Here is a 17,834-nt window from a genome sequence, read left to right on the forward strand (position 1 = left end):
GCGGGTGGGATGACGCTCCGGCTCTCCGAGCCCGACCCGGCGCTGCAGGCGTCGTACCTCGGTGCGCTGGCGGAGCTCACCGCCGAGGGCAACGGGCACTTCCTGGCGATGGTGCACCCGCCGGAGCCCGGGTACGTCGGGGCGGACTACACCCTGGAGACGCTCGCCGACCCGGCGACCTTCGCGGCGTTCTGCGAGCGCGAGGTCGCGCTGTCGCAGCCCGGGACCCCCCGGCCGACCGGGTGGGTGAGCGGCACCTACCTCTGGATGGTCGACGACACCGCCGACGGCCCGCAGGTCGTGGGCCGCATCTCGCTGCGGCACGAGCTCACCGCGTGGCTGCTCGAGGTCGGTGGGCACATCGGGTACGCCGTCCGGCCCTCGGCGCGACGCCGCGGGCACGCCACCCGAGCGCTCGCGCTGATGCTGCCGATCGCCGCCGAGCGCGGCCTGGACCGGGTGCTGGTGACCTGCGACGAGGACAACGTGGGCTCCCGCCGCGTGATCGAGGCGAACGGAGGCGTCCTGGAGGACGTCCGCGGCACCAAGCGCCGCTACTGGCTCCCCACCCGGCCCACCCACCCGCCCCAGAGCTGACCCGGGCCCACATTCACCCCGACCCGGGCCCGAGCTCACCCCGACCCGGGCCCGAGCTCACCCCGACCCGGGCCCCAGCTCGCCGGGGGCCCGGGTCGAGATGGACTACGGCCCGGGTCGGCGTGCGTGACGAGGGCGGGTCAGGCGCCGGGGGTCCAGACCTTCTTGGCGACCAGGAGGCCGTCGCCGACGGGGAGCAGCACCGGCAGCAGCGAGTCGTGCTCGCGGACCGTGCGGCCGAGCTCGCGGATCGCGACGGTCTCGGCGTCCCGCTGGGCGGGGTCGGCGACCCGGTCGTGCCACAGGGCGTTGTCGAAGGCCACGATGCCGCCCGGCTTGAGCAGCCGCAGCGCCTCGGCGAGGTACTCGGGGTACTCCGTCTTGTCGCCGTCGCAGAACACCAGGTCGTAGTGCCCGTCGGTGAGCCGGGGCAGCACGTCGAGCGCCGCCCCCCGGGATCAGCCGGACCCGCTGCGGGGCGATGCCGGCCTCGGTGAAGGCCTGCTTGGCCAGCCGCTGGTGCTCGGCCTCGAGGTCGACGGTGGTCAGCACGCCGTCGGGGCGCATGCCGCGCAGCATCCAGACGCCGGAGACGCCGGTGCCGGTGCCGATCTCGACGACCGCGCGGGCCTCGGTGACCGCGGCCAGGAACCGCAGGGCAGCGCCGCCGCCGTTGCCGATCGGGGCGACCCCGACCTCCTCGGCGCGGGCGCGCGCCGCGGTCAGCACCTCGTCCTCGGTGACGTACTCCTCGGCGTAGGTCCAGCTCGCCGGCTTCAGTCCCGTGACGATGACGGCCTCCCAGTGTCGTGACCCGTGTCCGCGGTCAGCAGTGTGTGCGATGCGACGGTGTTCGCTATCTGGCGGGACTCTACCGTCTGGCCCGGGCCGTTCCCGGGAACAACCGACGGGGTCGGTCCGTTGTCCGGGCAGAGCACCACGAGATCGACAGCTTCGCGAGGGTTTTTCCCTCAGCCGGCTCTCAGGAGCGGCTTCTAGCCTGGAGGCAGTCAGTACGACGATGGCGGGACCCACAGCGTCACCCACCCGGGCCGAGGAGCAGCGCATGACCCAGTCGACGAGTCAGGCCGACCCCGACGGCACCGATGCGAGCCTGGAGTGGCAGGCGCCCTCCTGGGACGAGATCGTCGCCCAGCACTCGGCCCGCGTCTACCGGCTCGCCTACCGGCTGACCGGGAACCCGCACGACGCCGAGGACCTCACCCAGGAGGTCTTCGTCCGGGTGTTCCGGTCGCTGTCGTCGTACACCCCGGGCACCTTCGAGGGCTGGCTGCACCGCATCACCACGAACCTGTTCCTCGACCAGGCCCGCCGCAAGGCCAAGATCCGCTTCGACGCGCTCGCCGACGACGCGGAGACCCGGCTGCCGAGCAAGGCCCTCGCGCCCGACGTGCAGGTCCTCGACGGCCTGTTCGACGAGGACGTGGAGTCCGCCCTGGCCGCGCTGCCCCCGGACTTCCGGGCCGCGGTCGTGCTCTGCGACATCGAGGGCCTCAGCTACGAGGAGATCGCCGACGTCCTCGGCCTCAAGCTCGGCACCGTCCGCTCCCGGATCCACCGCGGCCGCACGATGCTGCGCAAGGCGCTCGCGCACCGCGCGCCGGTCGCCGGCCGCTCCCGCTACTCCGGCCCCACCGAGTCACGGCGCCGTCCGCGGCTGGCCCCGCAGGTCACGTGATGCCATCGATCCGGCGCCTGGGTGGACATCTCGGCTCCTCGGTCAGCGCGCTCGTCGACGGCCAGCTCGACGACGAGTCCACCGAGCGGGCCTGGGCGCACGTGATGAACTGCCCGCCGTGCCGCCGCCTGGTCGAGCACGAGGGCTGGGTGAAGCGGCAGCTCGCCCAGATCGCCGGCACGCCGCGTCCCGAGGAGCCCTCCGACCGCTTCCTGGGCGCCCTGCTCGACCTCGACCCGGCCACCGTTGACGTGTCGGCGGCCTGGGCCGAGACCGACCGCATCGAGGACCGCAGCCGCACCCGCCGCCGGGCGGGCATCGCGCTCGTCGGGGCCGGGTCCGTCTCGGCCGCGGTGCTCGGGTTGACCACGCTCGGTGCCGCCCCCCTGGGCATCGGAGGTACGACGGGCACGCCGGCGTCCTCCATCGGGGGCGCCAGCACGTCGACCTCGCCCACCCCGGCCTACGTCGCCCCGGCCGCGTCGGTGCACGGCCGGTTGCAGGGCTGGCGGCTGGGCGCCCGGGACAGCGGTGTCGCGCATGCCCGCTCGGTCGGCGACCGCCGCTGAGCACGTTCCGGCATCCGACCCGCCGCCCCGGGGGTTGGACCGTGAGTGAGAATGGGTGACGTGAGCCAGAACGACGACGCCGACCGTCCCGAGCAGCAGCCCGGGCGCGACGCCGCGTCCGGACAGCCGGACGGCCCCGCGGACGAGCGCGACCTGAGCGACACCCAGCCGCTCGGCTCGTCGTACCCGCCGCCGCTCCCGGGCCACCCGGAGACCCAGCAGGCACCGCAGCAGCCGGGCCCCTACGGCCAGCCGTACGGCGCCCAGCAGCCCACCTCGACCTACCCGACCCAGCCGCAGCCGGACTACGCCTACGCCCCGACCGCCCCGCGGGCCCCGCACGCCGCGGGCGACCGGGGCGCCCGGCTCCCGGGCTGGGCCTGGCCGGTCATCACCGTGGTCGCGCTCGTCGTCGGCCTGCTCGGCGGCGTGATCGGCGGCGTCGCGGTGTCCAGCTCGATGTCCTCGGGCGGCGTGGGCCAGATCCCGGTGATCGGCACCGACAACGGGGCCGCCGCCCCGCTCGACGCGCACAACGGCAGCGTCGCGGCCGTCGCCGCCAAGCTGCTGCCCAGCACCGTGCAGATCCAGGCCAACGGCGGCTCCGACGGCACCACCCAGGGCGGCGCGACCGGTTCGGGGTTCGTCCTGGACGACAAGGACCACGTGATCACCAACAACCACGTGGTCGCCGACGCCACCGGCGAGGGCCAGCTCAAGGTCGTCGACCAGAACGGCAAGAAGCACGACGCGAAGATCATCGGCCGCAGCCCGGTCTACGACATCGCCGTCCTCGAGGTCACCGACGCCCACACGCTGCGGCCGGCCGCGATCGGGTCCTCCCGGTCGATGCGGGTCGGCGACACGGTGGTCGCGATCGGCTCGCCGCTCGGGCTGAGCAGCACCGTCACCTCCGGCATCGTCAGCGCCACCGACCGGCCGGTGACCACCGGCGACCAGGACCAGTCCTCCTACATCAACGCCGTGCAGACCGACGCCGCGATCAACCCCGGCAACTCCGGCGGCCCGCTGGTCAACCTGCGCGGCCAGGTGGTCGGGGTGAACTCCGCGATCGCCACCACCGGCGGCACGGTCGGCGGCGAGTCCGGCAACATCGGGGTCGGGTTCGCGATCCCGATGGAGCAGGTGCGGATCACCGCCTCGCAGATCCTGGCCACCGGCAAGGCGCGCTACCCGGTGATCGGGGCCAACGTGAACACCGGTGCGCAGAGCGAGGGCGCCGAGGTGGTCGACGTACCGTCCGGCACCCCGGCCGCCGCGGCCGGCCTGCAGAAGGGTGACGTGGTCACCAGCGTGGACGGCAAGCAGATCACCGACGGGATCAGCCTGATCGTGGCGATCCGCAGCCACCAGCCCGGTGAGACGGTCACCCTCGAGGTGCGGCGCTCGGGCCAGGACAAGCGGGTCGAGGTCACCCTCGACGGCAAGGTCGGCTGACCGGCCGGTCGGGCGGACCGACCGGGCGGCGCGTCAGGTGGCGTCGCTGTCGTACGGCGGCAGCTCGCCGTCCTCGAGGGCACGGTGGCCGGCCTTCGGGACGGTGCTGCCGGCCTCGTCGTCGGTCTCGTCCCAGGCGTCCTGGATGTACTTCCGCATGGCGCGGCGCGGGTCGAGGTCGGTGAGCTCGAAGTTCGCGAACTCCGGGCCGAGCTCGGAGCGGATGTCGTCGCGCGCGGTCTGCGTGAAGGTGCGCACCTGGCGGACCAGCCGGCCGGCCTGGCGGGCGAAGTCCGGGAGCCGATCGGGACCGAACACGACGACGGCCACCACGAGGATGACCATGAGCTCCGGCAGCCCGATCCCGAACATGGCTACAACCTACCGGCGGGGCTCAGGCCGAGCTGCAGGCCGGCGAGCCCGCGGCCCCGGCCGGACAGCGTGGCCGCGATCTTCGTGAGGGCCTGCGCCGCCGGGGTGTCGGGGTGGGTGTCCACGATCGGGGTGCCGGCGTCGCCGCCCTCGCGGAGCGTGAGGTCCAGCGGGATCTCGCCGAGCACCGGCACGTCGTAGCCGAACCGGCCGGACAGCGTCGCGGCCACCCGCTTGCCGCCGCCGGAGCCGAACACCTCGAGGCGGTGCTCCGGGCCGCAGTGCGGGCAGGGCAGGAAGGACATGTTCTCCACGACGCCGACGACGCGCTGGTGCATCATCGAGGCCATCGTGCCGGCCCGCTCGGCCACCTCGGCGGCGGCCTCCTGCGGGGTGGTCACCACGACGACCTCGGCGTTGGGCAGGTGCTGGCCCAGCGAGATCGCGATGTCCCCGGTGCCCGGTGGCAGGTCGAGGAGCAGCGCGTCGAGGTCGCCCCAGTAGACGTCGCTGAGCATCTGCACGAGCGCCCGGTCGAGCATCGGGCCGCGCCAGGCGACCACCTGGTCGCGCCGCGGCTTGAGCATCCCGATGCTGATCACCGAGAGCTGGCCCTCGACGACGCCGGGGGTCGGCACCGGCATGATCATGTCCTCGACCTGGGTCGGGCGGACGTCGCCGAGGCCGAGCATGGCCGGCACGGAGTGGCCGTAGATGTCGGCGTCCACGATGCCGACCTTGAGGCCCTGCTTGGCCATCGCCGCGGCCAGGTTGACCGTGACCGAGGACTTGCCGACCCCGCCCTTGCCGGACGCGATCGCGTAGACCTTGGTGAGCGAGTCCGGCTTGCCGAAGGGGATCTCCTTCTGCGCCTGGCCACCGCGGAGTTTCTCCTGCAGGCCGGCGCGCTGCTCGGCACTCATCACGCCCAGCGTCAGGTCCACCCCGGTGACACCGGGGACCTTGCCGACCGCGCCGGTCACGTCCCGGGTGATCGTGTCCTTCAGGGGGCAGCCGGAGACGGTCAGCAGCACGGTGACCGCGACCGAGCCGTCGGCGGCGACCACGACGGACTCGACCATGCCGAGGTCCGTGATCGGTCGGCGGATCTCGGGGTCGTTGACGGTCGCGAGCGCGGCGTTGATCTGCTCGAGATCGGGGGAGGTCATGACTGCCAGCGTACGTGGGCCACCAGCACCGGCAGGGGTCAGGTGTCCCAGTCGGAGTCGTCGTGCTCGTCGGACTCGCGCTGGCGCTGGTCCTCGAGGTCCTGGAGCAGGGAGCGCAGCTCGGAGCGCACGTAGTCACGGGTGGCGACCTCGCCGAGCGCCATCCGGATCGAGGCCATCTCCCGGGCCAGGAACTCCATGTCGGCGTGCGCCCGGGAGTTCGCCTGCCGGTCCTGCTCGCCGATCACCCGGTCCCGGTCCTCCTGCCGGTTCTGCGCGAGCAGGATCAGCGGCGCGGCGTACGACGCCTGGAGGCTGAGGATCAGGGTCAGGAAGATGAAGGCGTACGGGTCGAAGCGCAGGTGCGCCGGGGCCAGGGCGTTCCAGAGCAGCCAGACCGCCACGAAGCCGGTCATGTACATCAGGAACCGGGCGGTGCCCATGAAGCGCGCGAACGTCTCGGCGAACCGGCCGAAGGTGTCGGAGTCGACGTTGGGACGCCGGATGATCTGCCGGCGGGTGTCCCGGGGCACGTCGAGCCGGGGACCGCGGGACTCGCGGTGCGGCTCGCGGCTCCGGTCGCGGCGCCGCTCCTTGCGGGCGTCCTGCCGCTGGCGCGCGGGGGTCCTATCCACGGCTGCCCCCCGGGTTGGTCCCGCCGATCCGGACCGGGTTGGCGGGCCGGCCGGGGGTGTCGCGCCAGTTCTCCGGCAGCAGGTGGTCCAGCAGGTCGTCGACCGTCACGGCGCCGACCAGCCGGCCGTCGTCGTCGACCACCGGCGCCGCGACCAGGTTGTACGTCGCGAGGTGCCGCGCGCAGTCCTCGAGGCTGGACGTCGCGCGCAGCGGCTCGATGTCGCTGTCCAGGACGTGCCCGACCATCGTGGAGGGCGGCTCGCGCAGCAGTCGCTGGATGTGCGCGACACCGAGCAGGCGACCCGTCGGGGGCTCGAGCGGCGGCCGGACGACGTACACCAGGGCCGCCAGCGAGGGGCTGAGCTCGACGTTGCGGACGTGCGCGAGGGCGTCGGCGACGGTCGCGTCGGGGGGCAGGATCACCGGCTCGGTGGTCATCATGCCGCCGGCGGTGTGCTCCTCGTAGGACATCAGCCGCCGGACGTCCTCGGCCTCCTCGGGGTCCATCAGCTGCAGCAGCTTCTCGGCGGTCTCCGGGGGCAGCTCGGCGATCAGGTCGGCGGCGTCGTCGGGCGACATCTCCTCGAGGACGTCGGCGGCGCGCTCGTTGTCCAGGGCGCCGAGGATCTCGACCTGGTCCTCCTCGGGCAGCTCCTCCAGCACGTCGGCGAGCCGCTCGTCGTCGAGGGCGGCGGCGATCTCGGCCCGCCGCTTGGGGGGCAGGTCGTGGATCACGTTGGCGAGGTCGGCCGGGCGCATCTCGTCGAGCGCGGCGAGCAGGTGCGTCGCGCCCTGCACGCCGTCCGGGGCGGCGAAGCCCTCCACGTCGCGCCACTCCACGACGTGGGTCTGGCCCTTGCGGCCGAAGCGCTTGGAGCCCTCCTGCAGCGCGACCCGGCTGATCACCCAGTCCCGGCTCCGCTCGGGCTCCATCGCCACGTCGTAGACCGACCCGACCACGCCGGTGCCGCGGACCGTCACCTGCCGGTCGAGCATCTGCCCGAACACCAGCGTCTCGGTGGGGCGCTGCTCGAAGCGGCGCATGTTCACCACGCCGGTGGTGATCACCTGGCCGCTGTCGACGTGGGTGACCCGGGTCATCGGCAGGAAGATCGAGCGGCGACCGAACACCTCGACGACCAGGCCGAGGACACGGGGCGGCAGGCCGCCCGGGCGGAGCACCACGACGATGTCGCGGATCTTCCCGACCTGGTCGCCCGCGGGGTCGAAGACCGGCAGCCCGGACAGGCGGGCCGCGAAGACGCGGGACGGGGAAGTGCTCACGAGTGCTCAGGTTAGCCGCATGGAGAATGGCTGCCATGCCACTCACCTTCGACATCGTCGACGTGTTCACCGACCGGCCCTTCGCGGGCAACCAGCTGGCCGTCGTGCACGGCGCCGACGCGCTCTCGACCGACCAGTGCCAGGCGCTCGCCCGCGAGTTCGGGTTCTCGGAGTCGACGTTCCCGGGTGCGGTCGTCGACGGGCGGGAGTACGCCACCCGGATCTTCACCCCCGAGCAGGAGATCCCGTTCGCCGGACACCCGACGCTGGGCACGGCATGGGCGCTGCGCTCGCGGGGCCTGCTCACCGCCGACGAGGCCACGCAGGTGTGCGGCGCCGGCCGGATCGGGGTGCGCTTCGACGGCGAGCAGGTCGAGCTGACCGCCGTACCGCGGGACCTGGCGGGGCCGGTGCCGACCGACGTGGTCCGGTCGCTGCTGCGGGCGCTCGGGCTGCTGGTGTCCGACATCGCCGGCGAGTCCTGGGTGGCCGGGTGCGGGCTGAGCTTCGTGCACGTGCCGGTGACCGAGGAGGCGCTGGTGCGGGCGTCCGCGTCCAGCCACGCGTTCCCACCGGTCGCCGAGCGGCTCTCCGGCCTGGGCCGGGTCGAGGACCTGCTGGACGCGGTGAACCTGTACGCCGTCGCGGGCAGCTCCCCGCACCTCGACGTGCACAGCCGGGTGTTCGTGCCCGGCGCCGGCGTCCCGGAGGACCCGGCGACCGGGTCGGCCGCCGCCGGCCTGGGCCTGGCCCTGGTGGCGACCGGGCTGCTGCCGGAGGGGGGCCGCTACACGATCCGGCAGGGCCTCGAGATGGGCCGCCCCTCGACGCTGTCCGGACGCGTGGAGGCCACCGGCGGCTCCGCGACGCTGTGCCACGTCGGCGGCCGGGTGCAGCCGGTGGCGTCGGGCGAGATCGCCGTGCCGCCCGGCTCCTGAGTGCCGGCAGTCAGGACAGCTTCGGCCGGCGGGTCACCCGGCGGTGCAGGATCCGGGGCAGCGGGCCGCGGGTGGTCGCCGGCGACCCGACCGGGGTGGCCCGGTGGTCGGTGTCGGACAGGTCGCCCGGTGCCTCGACCAGCTCGCCGGTGGGCACCACCCGGCGGACCACGCTGGTCCGGGCCCAGCCGTCGGCGGCCGTGGTCAGGTCCGGGGCGTTCAGCCGGCCGGTCACCAGCGCACCGGTCGCCGGCCCCCAGTGCTCGGACCCCGGCGGTACGACGGACGCGGTGCCGACCCACGTGAGCAGCCGGCCGCCGTTGTCCTTGCTGCGCATCACCACCTCGACCCGGGCGCCGTCCGGGAGGTCCGGCAGCGGCTGCTCGGTGCCGCCGGACACCAGGCACAGGGCGTCCTCGGCCCAGGCGTGCCACACGGCGTGCCACCGCATGGGGACGCCGGGGCCGGCCGCGGGGTCGGGCCGTAGCCAGCAGACACCGGTCTTCTTCGCGAGCTCGGCGACCAGCGCGGTGCCGAGGGCGGTCCGGTCCGCGTCGTGGCTCATGCCCCTGAGCCTGCCAGACGCGCGACCCGGACAATAGGCGCCGTGCGCACCCTGCTCCTGCTCGCCGTCGGCGTCGTCGCGGTCTCGCTGTCCGGCCCGCTGATGGCCGCGACGGTCGTCCCCCCGCTGGCGATCGCGTTCTGGCGCAACGCGTTCGCGACGGTGGCGCTGGGCCCGGGGGTGACGGTCCGGCGCGAGGAGCTCTCCGGACTGCGCGGCCGACCGCTCGGCCTGGTGGTCGCGAGCGGCGCCGCGCTGGCGCTGCACTTCGGCACCTGGGTCACCTCGCTGACGCTGACGTCGGTCGCGTCGGCCACCGCGATCGTGTGCCTGCAGCTCGCCTGGGTGGTGGCCTGGCAGCTGCTGCACGGCGAGCGGTTCGGCGTCGGGGTGCTGGCCGGCCTGGTGACCGCGCTGGTCGGAGTCCTGGTCGTCTCGGGCGTCGACTTCTCGGTGTCCCCGGAGGCGCTGCTCGGCGACCTGCTCGCGCTCGTCGGCGGGGCGGCGGCCGCGGCGTACATGCTGATCGGGGCACGGGCCCGTCAGGCGACGTCCACGACGACGTACACCTTCGTCTGCTACGGAACCTGCGCGGCGATCCTGGCGGTGGCCTGCCTGGTCGCGGGTCAGGACCTGGGCGGCTACCCGCTGCGCCAGTGGGGGCTGCTGCTGCTGGTCACCGCGACCGCGCAGCTGATGGGGCACTCGGTGTTCAACCACCTGCTCGCCACCACCAAGCCGATCGTGGTCTCGCTGGCGCTGCTGCTCGAGGTGCCCGGCGCGGCCCTGCTCGCCGCGCTGATCCTCGGCCAGGTCCCGCCGCTCGGCGCCGCCGTCGGGCTGGTGGTGATCCTGGTCGGGATGGCGCTGGTCGTGGTGAACAACCGGGCGCCCGGCCTCGACGCGGCACCGATGGACTGAGACGTTTCCCACGGTCCGGGAGGGTCCCGGCGAGCGACCGGCGTCAGTACAGTCCAGGCATGTCTGCCGCCCGTGAGATCCGTGCCCGTCGCTCCTGCCACGCCGTCCCCGGCTCCAACCCCCGGTTCCTCGAGAAGGCCCAGGGCCTCGAGTCGGACCAGGTGTTCCTGGACCTCGAGGACTCGGTGGCCCCGATCGCGAAGCCGGCCGCCCGGGCGAACATCGTCGAGGTGCTGAACACCGGCGAGTGGGGCACCCGGGTGAAGACCGTCCGGGTCAACGACTGGACGACCCAGTGGACCTACAAGGACGTCATCGAGGTCGTCGAGGGCGCCGGCGCGAACCTCGACTGCCTCATGCTGCCGAAGGTGCAGACCGCCGACCAGGTCAAGGCGCTCGACGTGCTGCTCACCCAGATCGAGACCGCGATGGGCTACGAGGTCGGCAAGATCGGCATCGAGGCGCAGATCGAGAACGCGCTGGGCCTGATCAACGTCGACGACATCGCCACCGCGTCCCCGCGCATCGAGACGATCATCTTCGGCCCGGCCGACTTCATGGCCTCGATCAACATGAAGTCGCTGGTCGTCGGCGAGCAGCCGCCCGGGTACGACGTCGGCGACGCCTACCACTACATCCTGATGCGGCTGCTGATGGCGGCCCGCGCGCACGACCTCCAGGTCATCGACGGGCCCTACCTGCAGATCAAGGACCTGGACGGCTACCGCCGGGTCGCCGGCCGCTCCGCCGCCCTCGGCTTCGACGGCAAGTGGACGCTGCACCCCTCGCAGATCGAGGTCGCCAACGACGTGTACTCCCCGGACCAGGGCGACTACGACCACGCCGAGAACATCCTGGACGCCTACGAGTACTACACCTCCGAGAAGGGCGGCGCGAAGGGCGCGGTCATGCTCGGCGACGAGATGATCGACGAGGCCTCCCGCAAGATGGCGCTGGTGATCTCCGGCAAGGGCCGCGCCGCCGGGATGTCCCGCGGCGAGAAGTGGACCCCCGAGGGCTGACCCTCCGAACGTCACGAACGGCACCGTTCCCCGCCCGGGAGCGGTGCCGTTCGTCACTCTCGGTGCCGGGCGGGCTCGTGCAGCGACCGCGGTACGTCGCGGTGGTCGAGCACCTCGTCCAGGGTGGGTGGGACCTCCCACCTCGACCGGGCCCGGGCGGCGAGCATCCGCCGGACCCCCCGGTCCGTCGACAGCAGGTCGGGGCCGGTCACGCGGAAGACCTCCAGCCCGGCAGCGACGTCGAGCAGGTCCACGATGCCGAGCAACCGCCCGCCGCGGTCGAAGACCGGCTGGGCTCGCCGGAGTGGTCGAGGGCGGCCGACACCCGTCGTACGCCACGGCTGCCGGCGCGCGTGGCGAGGTAGGCACGCATCCGGCGCACGGAGACCAGGTCCGCGGCCGCAGCCATCTCCATCGCGCTGGGTGCGCCCGTCGGTGTGCAGGCCGTCGAAGAAGGCGGCCCCGTGCAGGCGGCACGCCGCCCATCCGGTCACGGCTCCGCCGGGGGGCAACCGGGCCGCCTGCTCCACGATGCGCTGCTCCGGCAGGTCGTCGTCGGCGGACGCCGGGACGTAGAGGCCGTGGCTGGACCGGCGCCACGCGCGGCCCCGGGCGGCGCCGCGGGTGGGACCGCTGACCCCGTCCGGGTCGAGGGTGACGGGGTGCACGAGTCCCCGTGGCGGGAGCGCGACCGGGTTCCACCGGTGACGGGGGGTGACGGCAGGCCCGCATGGTGCCTGCCCCGGACCGCAGATGCCTCCGGTCGTCCACAGGCGCCACGAGTGTCACGTCCGGCCTCTCCCGGGTCGCGGATGTGGTGCCGGACGTGACACTCGACGCTTCCCGTACGATCCCCTCGTGTCCACAGCCACCGACGTCACCGGCGTGCGCGTCGACGACGAGGGGGTGCGGGCCGGGTCCGCGTCCGAGGTCGTCCTCGACGTGCTGTTCGACGGCCGGCGCATCTGGTCCTTCTGGCTGCACCGCGACGGCGAGCCGAGCGGTGCCGCCCACCTGGTCCGCTGGCCCTCCGCGCTCCGCCGCTTCCTGCACGGTACGACGCAGGTGCGCGTGGTCGCGCACGTCAGCGGGGACGTGGTCTACGACGCCGAGGTGCGGCTGGGCGAGCGGGACCAGGAGCGGGCGGACGGCCGGATCGCCGTGGTCAACGACCGCGGGCTGCCGCTGGGCATCGACAAGTCGCTGCGGCTCGCGCAGACGTTCGACACCCGCAGCGCCGAGCACGTCAAGCCGCTGCTCGACTCGATCGAGGAGGTGCTGGGAGCCCTCGCGAAGGCCGGCATCGACGCCTTCCCGGCCTACGGCACGCTGCTCGGCGCGGTCCGCGAGGGCCGGCTGATCGGCCACGACAGCGACGCCGACCTCGGCTACGTCAGCGACCACACGCACCCGGTCGACGTGGTCCGGGAGTCCTTCCGGCTGCAGCGGGCGCTGGCGGACATGGGCTACCGCATCTCCCGCTACAGCGGCGCCGCGTTCAAGGTCGACGTCGCCGAGGCGGACGGGTCCGTGCGGGGGCTCGACGTCTTCGGCGGCTTCCTGGCCGACGGCCACCTGCACCTGATGGGCGAGATCCGCACCCCGTTCCGGCGCGAGTGGATCTTCCCCCCTGGGCACCTGCTCGCTGGAGGGCCGCGAGCTCCCGGCCCCCGCGAACACCGACGAGTTCCTCACCGCGACCTACGGCCCCGGCTGGAAGGTCCCCGACCCGGCGTACAAGTTCGAGACCCCGGAGAGCACGCACCGCCGGCTGAACGGCTGGTTCCGGGGCACCCGCGTCAAGCGCGAGAGCTGGGACCGCGCCTACTCCCGGCTGCCCGCCGAGCCGCCGGTCGTCGAGCCCTCCGACTTCGCGACCTGGGTGGTGGAGCAGGAGGGCGGGGTGCCCCGGCGGGTCGTGGACATCGGCTGCGGCCGGGGCGTCGACGACCTCTGGTTCGCCCGGCAGGGCGCGCAGGTGATCGGCTTCGACTACGCGCTGCGCGGCAGCCTGCCGGTCGCCGGCCTCGCGGCCGAGGAGGGTGTCGACCTCGAGCTCCGGGACCTGAACCTCTGCGAGCTCCGCTCGGTGCTGACCGAGGGGGCCCGCGTCGCCCGGCTGCCCGGCCGCACCGTGGTCACGGCGCGGCACGTCGCGGACGCCACCGACAAGGTCGGCCGCGCGCACCTGTGGCGGGTCTGCGAGATGATGCTCAGCGGCGGCGGCCGGCTGTACGTCGAGTTCGTCAGCCAGCGCGGCGAGGACGACCCGTTCACGCGGGACAACCACTTGCGCACGCTGGCGGTGCGCCGGGTGGTCGAGGAGCTCGAGGACCGGGGCGCGACCGTGGTGTCGCGCACGGTGACCGAACACGAGGGCCCCGACGTCACGACGGGGCACCGGACCGGACGATTGGTGGTCGAATGGCAACGATGAAGGCACTGAGCGGGCGCCTCAAGGTCCGCGGCCGGGAGGCCGCCCGCAACGTCGGGCGGTTCCGGGCCGGGGTGCAGGCCGAGGGGATCGACGCGCTGCGCGACCGGGTCGCGGTCCTAGAGGACGAGGTCCAGGAGTGCCGCCAGCTCAACCTGCGGCTCGCCGAGCTGACCGACGTGGTCCAGGAGCTGCTGCTGCCGGTGGCCGCGCGGGACGAGCAGCGGATCACCGAGGCCCTGGAGAAGTACTCGCGGGGACTGTGACGAGGTGGCGCGCACCGTCTACTTCCACGTCGGCCTGCCCAAGACCGGGACGACGTACCTCCAGACCCTGCTGTGGAACAACGCCGAGGAGCTGCGCCGACAGGGCGTGCTGATGCCGGGCCTCTCGGTCCGCGAGCACCTGTGGGCCAGCGGCGCCGTCCGCGAGGACCCGCGGCTCGACCGGCGCGGCCCCGAGGCGGCCGGCGCGTGGGACCGGATCGCCGAGGAGATCGTCGCCTGGCCCGGGACGGCCGTGGTCAGCCACGAGTTCTTCGCGGCTGCGAGCGCGGAGCAGGCCGCGCGGGCGATGCAGCGGCTCGGGGACGCCGAGGTGCACGTGGTCGTGACCGCGCGCGACACGGTCAGCCTGGTGACCGCGCGCTGGCAGGAGTTCGTGAAGAACGGCTCCACGGTGCCGATCGACGAGTACCCCACCCGCGAGGAGACCTCCCCGGAGTACGAGTGGGACTGGGGCACCCTCGACCTGGCCGACGTGCTCGCCCGGTGGGGCGCCTCGCTGCCGCCCGCGCGCGTGCACGTCCTCACGCTGCCCAAGCCGGGCGCCCCGCGCGACGAGCTGTGGCTGCGCTTCGCCCGGCTGGTGGGCATCGACCCGGCCGCCTGCGACCCCTCCGGCTCGGTGCAGAACGAGTCCCTGGGCGTCGTCGAGGTCGAGCTGCTGCGGCGCGTGAACGGCGACCTCGTCGACTTCACCTCCGCGCTCGACCGCGGCAACTGGATCCGCGGCTACCTCGCGCAGGGCAAGCTGGTCCCGCGCGGCGGCGAGAAGTTCTGGCCGTCGGCGGACCGGGTCGAGGCGCTGCGCGCCCGCGGCGACCGGGCCGTCGACTTCGTGTGCGCGCAGGGGTACGACGTGATCGGCGACGTCGAGGACCTCCGCACGCCGCGGGTCCTCGGCGAGCGGCGGCACCCCCAGGACGTGACCGACGCCGAGCTGGTCGAGGCGGCCTCCGCGACCATCGCGGCGATGATGGCCGACGTACGCCAGCTGACCCGGGAGCGGCGCGGGGCCCGCGAGGCCGCCCGCAGCGCCGAGGCCCGCACGCCCCGGGGCCGGTCCCGCGCCGCGCTCAGACGGGTGCGCCGAATGTGGTCCCGTTCATAGCGACCCACGCGGGCATCGGTGATACTCGGCGGTAACCCACCCGCCTGCCCTGCAGCATGGAAGGACCCCCTGATGGGACGCCTCTGCGAGACCGAGGACCTCACCGACGACCAGTCCGAGATCCTCAAGGCCGTCCGCACGTTCGTGGAGGACAAGATCCTTCCGGTCGCGACCGAGCTGGAGCACGCGGACGAGTACCCGCAGGAGATCGTCGACGGGCTCAAGGAGCTCGGCATCTTCGGGCTGATGATCCCCGAGGAGTACGACGGGCTGGGCGAGTCGCTGCTGACCTACGCGCTGTGCGTGGAGGAGATCGCGCGCGGCTGGATGAGTGTCTCGGGGGTCATCAACACGCACTTCATCGTCGCCTACCTGCTGATGCAGCACGGCACCGAGGAGCAGAAGCGGAAGTACCTCCCGCGGATGGCGACCGGCGAGGTGCGCGGCTCGTTCTCGATGTCGGAGCCCAGCCTCGGCTCGGACGTGTCGGCGATCCGGACCAAGGCGACCCGCACCGAGGACGGCTACGAGATCACCGGCCAGAAGATGTGGCTGACGAACGGTGGCACCTCGAACCTGGTGGCGGTGCTGGTGAAGACCGACGAGGGTGCCGAGTCGGTCTACAAGAACATGACGACCTTCCTGGTGGAGAAGGAGACCGGCTTCGGCGAGACCGCGCAGGGCCTCACCATCCCCGGCAAGATCGACAAGATGGGCTACAAGGGCGTCGACACCACCGAGGCGATCTTCGAGGGGCACCGGATCTCCGCCGACCAGGTGCTGGGCGGCGAGCCGGGCAAGGGCTTCTACCAGATGATGGACGGCGTCGAGGTGGGCCGCGTCAACGTCGCGGCCCGGGCCTGCGGGATCGCCAACCGGGCCTTCGAGCTGGGCATCTCCTACGCCCAGCAGCGGGAGACGTTCGGCAAGAAGATCGCCGAGCACCAGGCGATCCTGTTCCGCCTGGCCGAGATGGCGACCAAGGTCGAGACCGCGCACGCGATGATGGTCCGGGCCGCCCGGCTCAAGGACAAGGGCCAGCGCAACGACGTCGAGGCCGGGATGGCGAAGATGCTGGCGGCGGAGTACTGCAACGAGGTGGTCCAGGACTCGTTCCGGATCCACGGCGGATACGGCTACTCCAAGGAGTACGAGATCGAGCGGCTCTACCGCGAGGCCGCGTTCATGCTGATCGGCGAGGGCACCGCCGACGTCCAGAAGATGATCATCGGCCGCAGCCTGCTCAAGGAGTACAAGCTCAAGGGCTGACCCCGGCTCCGCCGGTGGGTGGGTCAGCCCTCGTCGAGGGTCTTGTTCAGGTTGGCCAGCGCCGCGGCGACCCGGGCGTCGTCGCGGTCCAGGGCCGGCACGAGCAGCTCGGTGACCACGTCGACGACGTCGGCGAGCCGCTGGTTGAGCCGGCGGTTCTCCTCGACGGCGTCCTCCAGCGCGGCGACGCGGGCGACCAGGCCGGGGGAGTGGACGTGGCCCTGCGCCCCGTCGGGCGGGGCCGGCTCGGTGCGGCGCAGCCGGGACAGCAGTCTGCTCATGGGGTCCACCTCACGACGATTCGGGCGATGTGCGGGTTCTCGGTGCCGAGCGGGGCCAGGCCCCGGCCGGTCTCGCGGTGCACGACGGTGCCACCGTAGGCCGCCACCTCGCGGGCGACGAGGTCCGGGTCGACGTACTCCCGCAGGTGCACGCCGAAGTGCTTGGGCTCCTGGCGGGACTGCGGGGTGCGGAACTCCAGGAAGGTCTCGCCGCCGCGGCGCTGCACCATCGAGGCGAACCGCCAGAAGTTGTCGCGCCCGACCGGTCCGAGGGTGTCGAGCAGCCCGCGGGCGTAGACCTCGCGGACGCCGCCGCGGTGCGCGAACCGGGTGCCGGTGACCAGGACCGAGCGCAGGTCCTCGAAGTTCATCGACCGCACGGTCACGCGGCCGGCCGCGTCCTCGCGCAGCTTCTTGGTCTGCCGCATGCCCAGCGTGGAGAAGTCCAGGGCGACCACGCGGTGACCCTGCCCGGCGAAGTACGCCGTGTCGCGACCGGTGCCGGCGCCGGCGTCGAGCACGGTGCCGTCGCCGCGGCCGGCGGTGACCAGCCGCTGCTGGGTCCAGTGGGCGAAGGAGGACGGCTCGGTGGGCACCCGGGTGGCGTCGGGGCTCTTGTAGAAGTCGTGCCAGAAGCGCAGCCGACGGCGCGGGCCGCGGAACCAGGCGTCCATGCGCGCCACGTCGACCGGGTCGTGGTCGAAGTGGAAGGCCGGGTCCGGGACGCGCCAGTGCGGGCCGTAGGTGAAGGCGAGCACCTCCTCGGGCCGTGCCGGGGCGGTGATCTCGCGCCCCTCCAGGGTGACCGTCCCGAACGGCAGCAGGGCCGAGCGGTCCAGGGGACCGGTCAGCGAGCCGGTGACGTAGAACCGGTCGCCGATGTGGAACGAGCCGAACACGTCGATGCCGCAGCGGCGGCCGTCCGGGAGCGGCACCCAGACCTTGAAGTTCGCGCCGGACATCTTCACGACCTTCCAGCCCAGCGCCTTCATCCGGCGGATCGCGGCCGTGCACTCGCGGATGATGTCGAAGGGGTGGGTGTGCGCGGACAGGTAGGCGACGTCGGCGTCCGAGTCGTGCCCGATCATGTGGCCGTCCCGGATCGCGCCGAGCAGGCAGCCGTACATCAGGTAGGTGTCCAGGCCGCACTCGACGGTCAGGTCGTGCATGACCTTCTCAAGCGCGTCCATGATCTCGTCGCGGGCGGAGTCCTCGGTGTTGCTGAAGT

At 73.1% G+C, this 17,834-nt stretch carries 19 protein-coding genes and 4 pseudogenes; 12 read left to right on the top strand and 11 right to left on the bottom strand.

Translation table 11 applies throughout. The features are described 5' to 3' along the window. Positions 1-9 precede the first annotated feature (9 nt). On the top strand, positions 10-597 hold the full coding sequence (locus KRR39_RS01305) for a GNAT family N-acetyltransferase (protein WP_254185430.1): 588 nt from the start codon (positions 10-12) through the stop codon (positions 595-597). Between the two features lie 140 nt (positions 598-737). Here the strand turns inward: KRR39_RS01305 and KRR39_RS26455 are convergent, their stop codons facing one another. Both KRR39_RS26455 and KRR39_RS26460 read right to left on the bottom strand, forming a co-directional pair. Continuing rightward, positions 738-1,034 (bottom strand): O-methyltransferase, encoded by a 297-nt coding sequence (locus tag KRR39_RS26455; RefSeq protein WP_436972019.1) that lies wholly within the window; start codon positions 1,032-1,034, stop codon positions 738-740. A gap of 79 nt (positions 1,035-1,113) precedes the next feature. Then, positions 1,114-1,665, bottom strand: a pseudogene (locus tag KRR39_RS26460) (O-methyltransferase); the annotation flags it as partial. Between KRR39_RS26460 and sigE the strand changes: the two are divergent. The 3 genes from sigE to KRR39_RS01325 are packed head-to-tail and all read left to right on the top strand — an operon-like array spanning position 1,619 to position 4,323. Then, positions 1,619-2,296 carry an RNA polymerase sigma factor SigE gene (gene sigE / locus KRR39_RS01315; RefSeq protein WP_302053532.1) on the top strand — a complete coding sequence of 226 codons (678 nt, stop codon included), beginning with the start codon at positions 1,619-1,621 and terminating at the stop codon, positions 2,294-2,296. The pseudogene KRR39_RS26460 and the gene sigE overlap by 47 nt on opposite strands. Further along, the gene (locus KRR39_RS01320; protein WP_216940032.1) at positions 2,296-2,865 is read left to right on the top strand and encodes a zf-HC2 domain-containing protein; all 570 of its coding nucleotides are present in this window, start codon (positions 2,296-2,298) and stop codon (positions 2,863-2,865) included. Before sigE ends, KRR39_RS01320 begins: the two co-directional genes overlap by 1 nt. 60 nt (positions 2,866-2,925) lie before the next feature. Continuing rightward, positions 2,926-4,323 (top strand): S1C family serine protease, encoded by a 1,398-nt coding sequence (locus KRR39_RS01325; RefSeq protein WP_216940033.1) that lies wholly within the window; start codon positions 2,926-2,928, stop codon positions 4,321-4,323. Between the two features lie 33 nt (positions 4,324-4,356). Here the strand turns inward: KRR39_RS01325 and KRR39_RS01330 are convergent, their stop codons facing one another. From KRR39_RS01330 to KRR39_RS01345, 4 genes are all read right to left on the bottom strand, one after another. Next, on the bottom strand, positions 4,357-4,695 hold the full coding sequence (locus tag KRR39_RS01330; protein WP_216940034.1) for a sec-independent translocase: 339 nt from the start codon (positions 4,693-4,695) through the stop codon (positions 4,357-4,359). 2 nt (positions 4,696-4,697) lie between these two features. Beyond that, positions 4,698-5,864, bottom strand: coding sequence for an Mrp/NBP35 family ATP-binding protein (locus KRR39_RS01335; protein WP_216940035.1), 1,167 nt, complete (start codon positions 5,862-5,864; stop codon positions 4,698-4,700). A gap of 38 nt (positions 5,865-5,902) precedes the next feature. Further along, the gene (locus KRR39_RS01340; RefSeq protein WP_254185801.1) at positions 5,903-6,397 is read right to left on the bottom strand and encodes a DUF1003 domain-containing protein; all 495 of its coding nucleotides are present in this window, start codon (positions 6,395-6,397) and stop codon (positions 5,903-5,905) included. Between the two features lie 94 nt (positions 6,398-6,491). Further along, entirely contained in the window at positions 6,492-7,784 is a 1,293-nt protein-coding gene (locus KRR39_RS01345) for a magnesium transporter (RefSeq protein WP_216940037.1), read from the bottom strand. A 35-nt stretch (positions 7,785-7,819) separates the two neighbouring features. Between KRR39_RS01345 and KRR39_RS01350 the strand changes: the two genes are divergently transcribed. Continuing rightward, positions 7,820-8,722, top strand: coding sequence for a PhzF family phenazine biosynthesis protein (locus KRR39_RS01350; protein WP_216940038.1), 903 nt, complete (start codon positions 7,820-7,822; stop codon positions 8,720-8,722). A gap of 10 nt (positions 8,723-8,732) precedes the next feature. Here the strand turns inward: KRR39_RS01350 and KRR39_RS01355 are convergent, their stop codons facing one another. Then, the gene (locus tag KRR39_RS01355) at positions 8,733-9,287 is read right to left on the bottom strand and encodes a hypothetical protein (protein ID WP_216940039.1); all 555 of its coding nucleotides are present in this window, start codon (positions 9,285-9,287) and stop codon (positions 8,733-8,735) included. A 42-nt stretch (positions 9,288-9,329) separates the two neighbouring features. Here KRR39_RS01355 and KRR39_RS01360 point away from each other — a divergent pair, with 42 nt between their 5' ends. Together KRR39_RS01360 and KRR39_RS01365 are read left to right on the top strand one after the other, a co-directional pair. After that, a complete protein-coding gene (locus KRR39_RS01360; protein ID WP_216940040.1) occupies positions 9,330-10,208 on the top strand; it encodes a DMT family transporter in 879 nt (292 codons plus the stop codon). Between the two features lie 59 nt (positions 10,209-10,267). Beyond that, the gene (locus KRR39_RS01365; RefSeq protein WP_216940041.1) at positions 10,268-11,230 is read left to right on the top strand and encodes an HpcH/HpaI aldolase/citrate lyase family protein; all 963 of its coding nucleotides are present in this window, start codon (positions 10,268-10,270) and stop codon (positions 11,228-11,230) included. Positions 11,231-11,283: 53 nt separating this feature from the next. Here the strand turns inward: KRR39_RS01365 and KRR39_RS01370 are convergent, their stop codons facing one another. Then, positions 11,284-11,898 carry a hypothetical protein gene (locus tag KRR39_RS01370; RefSeq protein ID WP_216940042.1) on the bottom strand — a complete coding sequence of 205 codons (615 nt, stop codon included), beginning with the start codon at positions 11,896-11,898 and terminating at the stop codon, positions 11,284-11,286. A gap of 85 nt (positions 11,899-11,983) precedes the next feature. Between KRR39_RS01370 and KRR39_RS26615 the strand changes: the two are divergent. The 5 genes and pseudogenes from KRR39_RS26615 to KRR39_RS01390 all read left to right on the top strand — a co-directional run. Beyond that, positions 11,984-12,892 (top strand): annotated as a pseudogene (locus KRR39_RS26615) (LicD family protein); the annotation flags it as partial. 241 nt (positions 12,893-13,133) lie between these two features. Then, entirely contained in the window at positions 13,134-13,667 is a 534-nt protein-coding gene (locus KRR39_RS01375; protein ID WP_216940043.1) for a class I SAM-dependent methyltransferase, read from the top strand. Continuing rightward, positions 13,664-13,930 (top strand): DUF6752 domain-containing protein, encoded by a 267-nt coding sequence (locus KRR39_RS01380; protein WP_216940044.1) that lies wholly within the window; start codon positions 13,664-13,666, stop codon positions 13,928-13,930. The genes KRR39_RS01375 and KRR39_RS01380 overlap by 4 nt, the downstream gene beginning before the upstream one ends. Positions 13,931-13,934: 4 nt before the next feature. Next, positions 13,935-15,056, top strand: coding sequence for a hypothetical protein (locus tag KRR39_RS01385; RefSeq protein ID WP_216940045.1), 1,122 nt, complete (start codon positions 13,935-13,937; stop codon positions 15,054-15,056). A gap of 72 nt (positions 15,057-15,128) precedes the next feature. After that, the gene (locus tag KRR39_RS01390) at positions 15,129-16,325 is read left to right on the top strand and encodes an acyl-CoA dehydrogenase family protein (protein WP_216940046.1); all 1,197 of its coding nucleotides are present in this window, start codon (positions 15,129-15,131) and stop codon (positions 16,323-16,325) included. Positions 16,326-16,348: 23 nt separating this feature from the next. Here the strand turns inward: KRR39_RS01390 and KRR39_RS01395 are convergent, their stop codons facing one another. The 3 genes and pseudogenes from KRR39_RS01395 to KRR39_RS26620 form a co-directional block, all read right to left on the bottom strand. Continuing rightward, on the bottom strand, positions 16,349-16,606 hold the full coding sequence (locus tag KRR39_RS01395; RefSeq protein WP_216940047.1) for a DUF6752 domain-containing protein: 258 nt from the start codon (positions 16,604-16,606) through the stop codon (positions 16,349-16,351). Further along, a pseudogene (locus tag KRR39_RS24095) lies at positions 16,603-17,127 on the bottom strand (methyltransferase domain-containing protein); the annotation flags it as partial. The pseudogene KRR39_RS24095 and the gene KRR39_RS01395, both read right to left, overlap by 4 nt. Positions 17,128-17,388: 261 nt before the next feature. Next, a pseudogene (locus KRR39_RS26620) lies at positions 17,389-17,796 on the bottom strand (LicD family protein); the annotation flags it as partial. Between the last annotated feature and the right edge of the window lie 38 nt (positions 17,797-17,834).

Origin of the sequence: Nocardioides panacis (genome assembly GCF_019039255.1) — a bacterium.
GTDB lineage: Bacteria > Actinomycetota > Actinomycetes > Propionibacteriales > Nocardioidaceae > Nocardioides_B > Nocardioides_B panacis.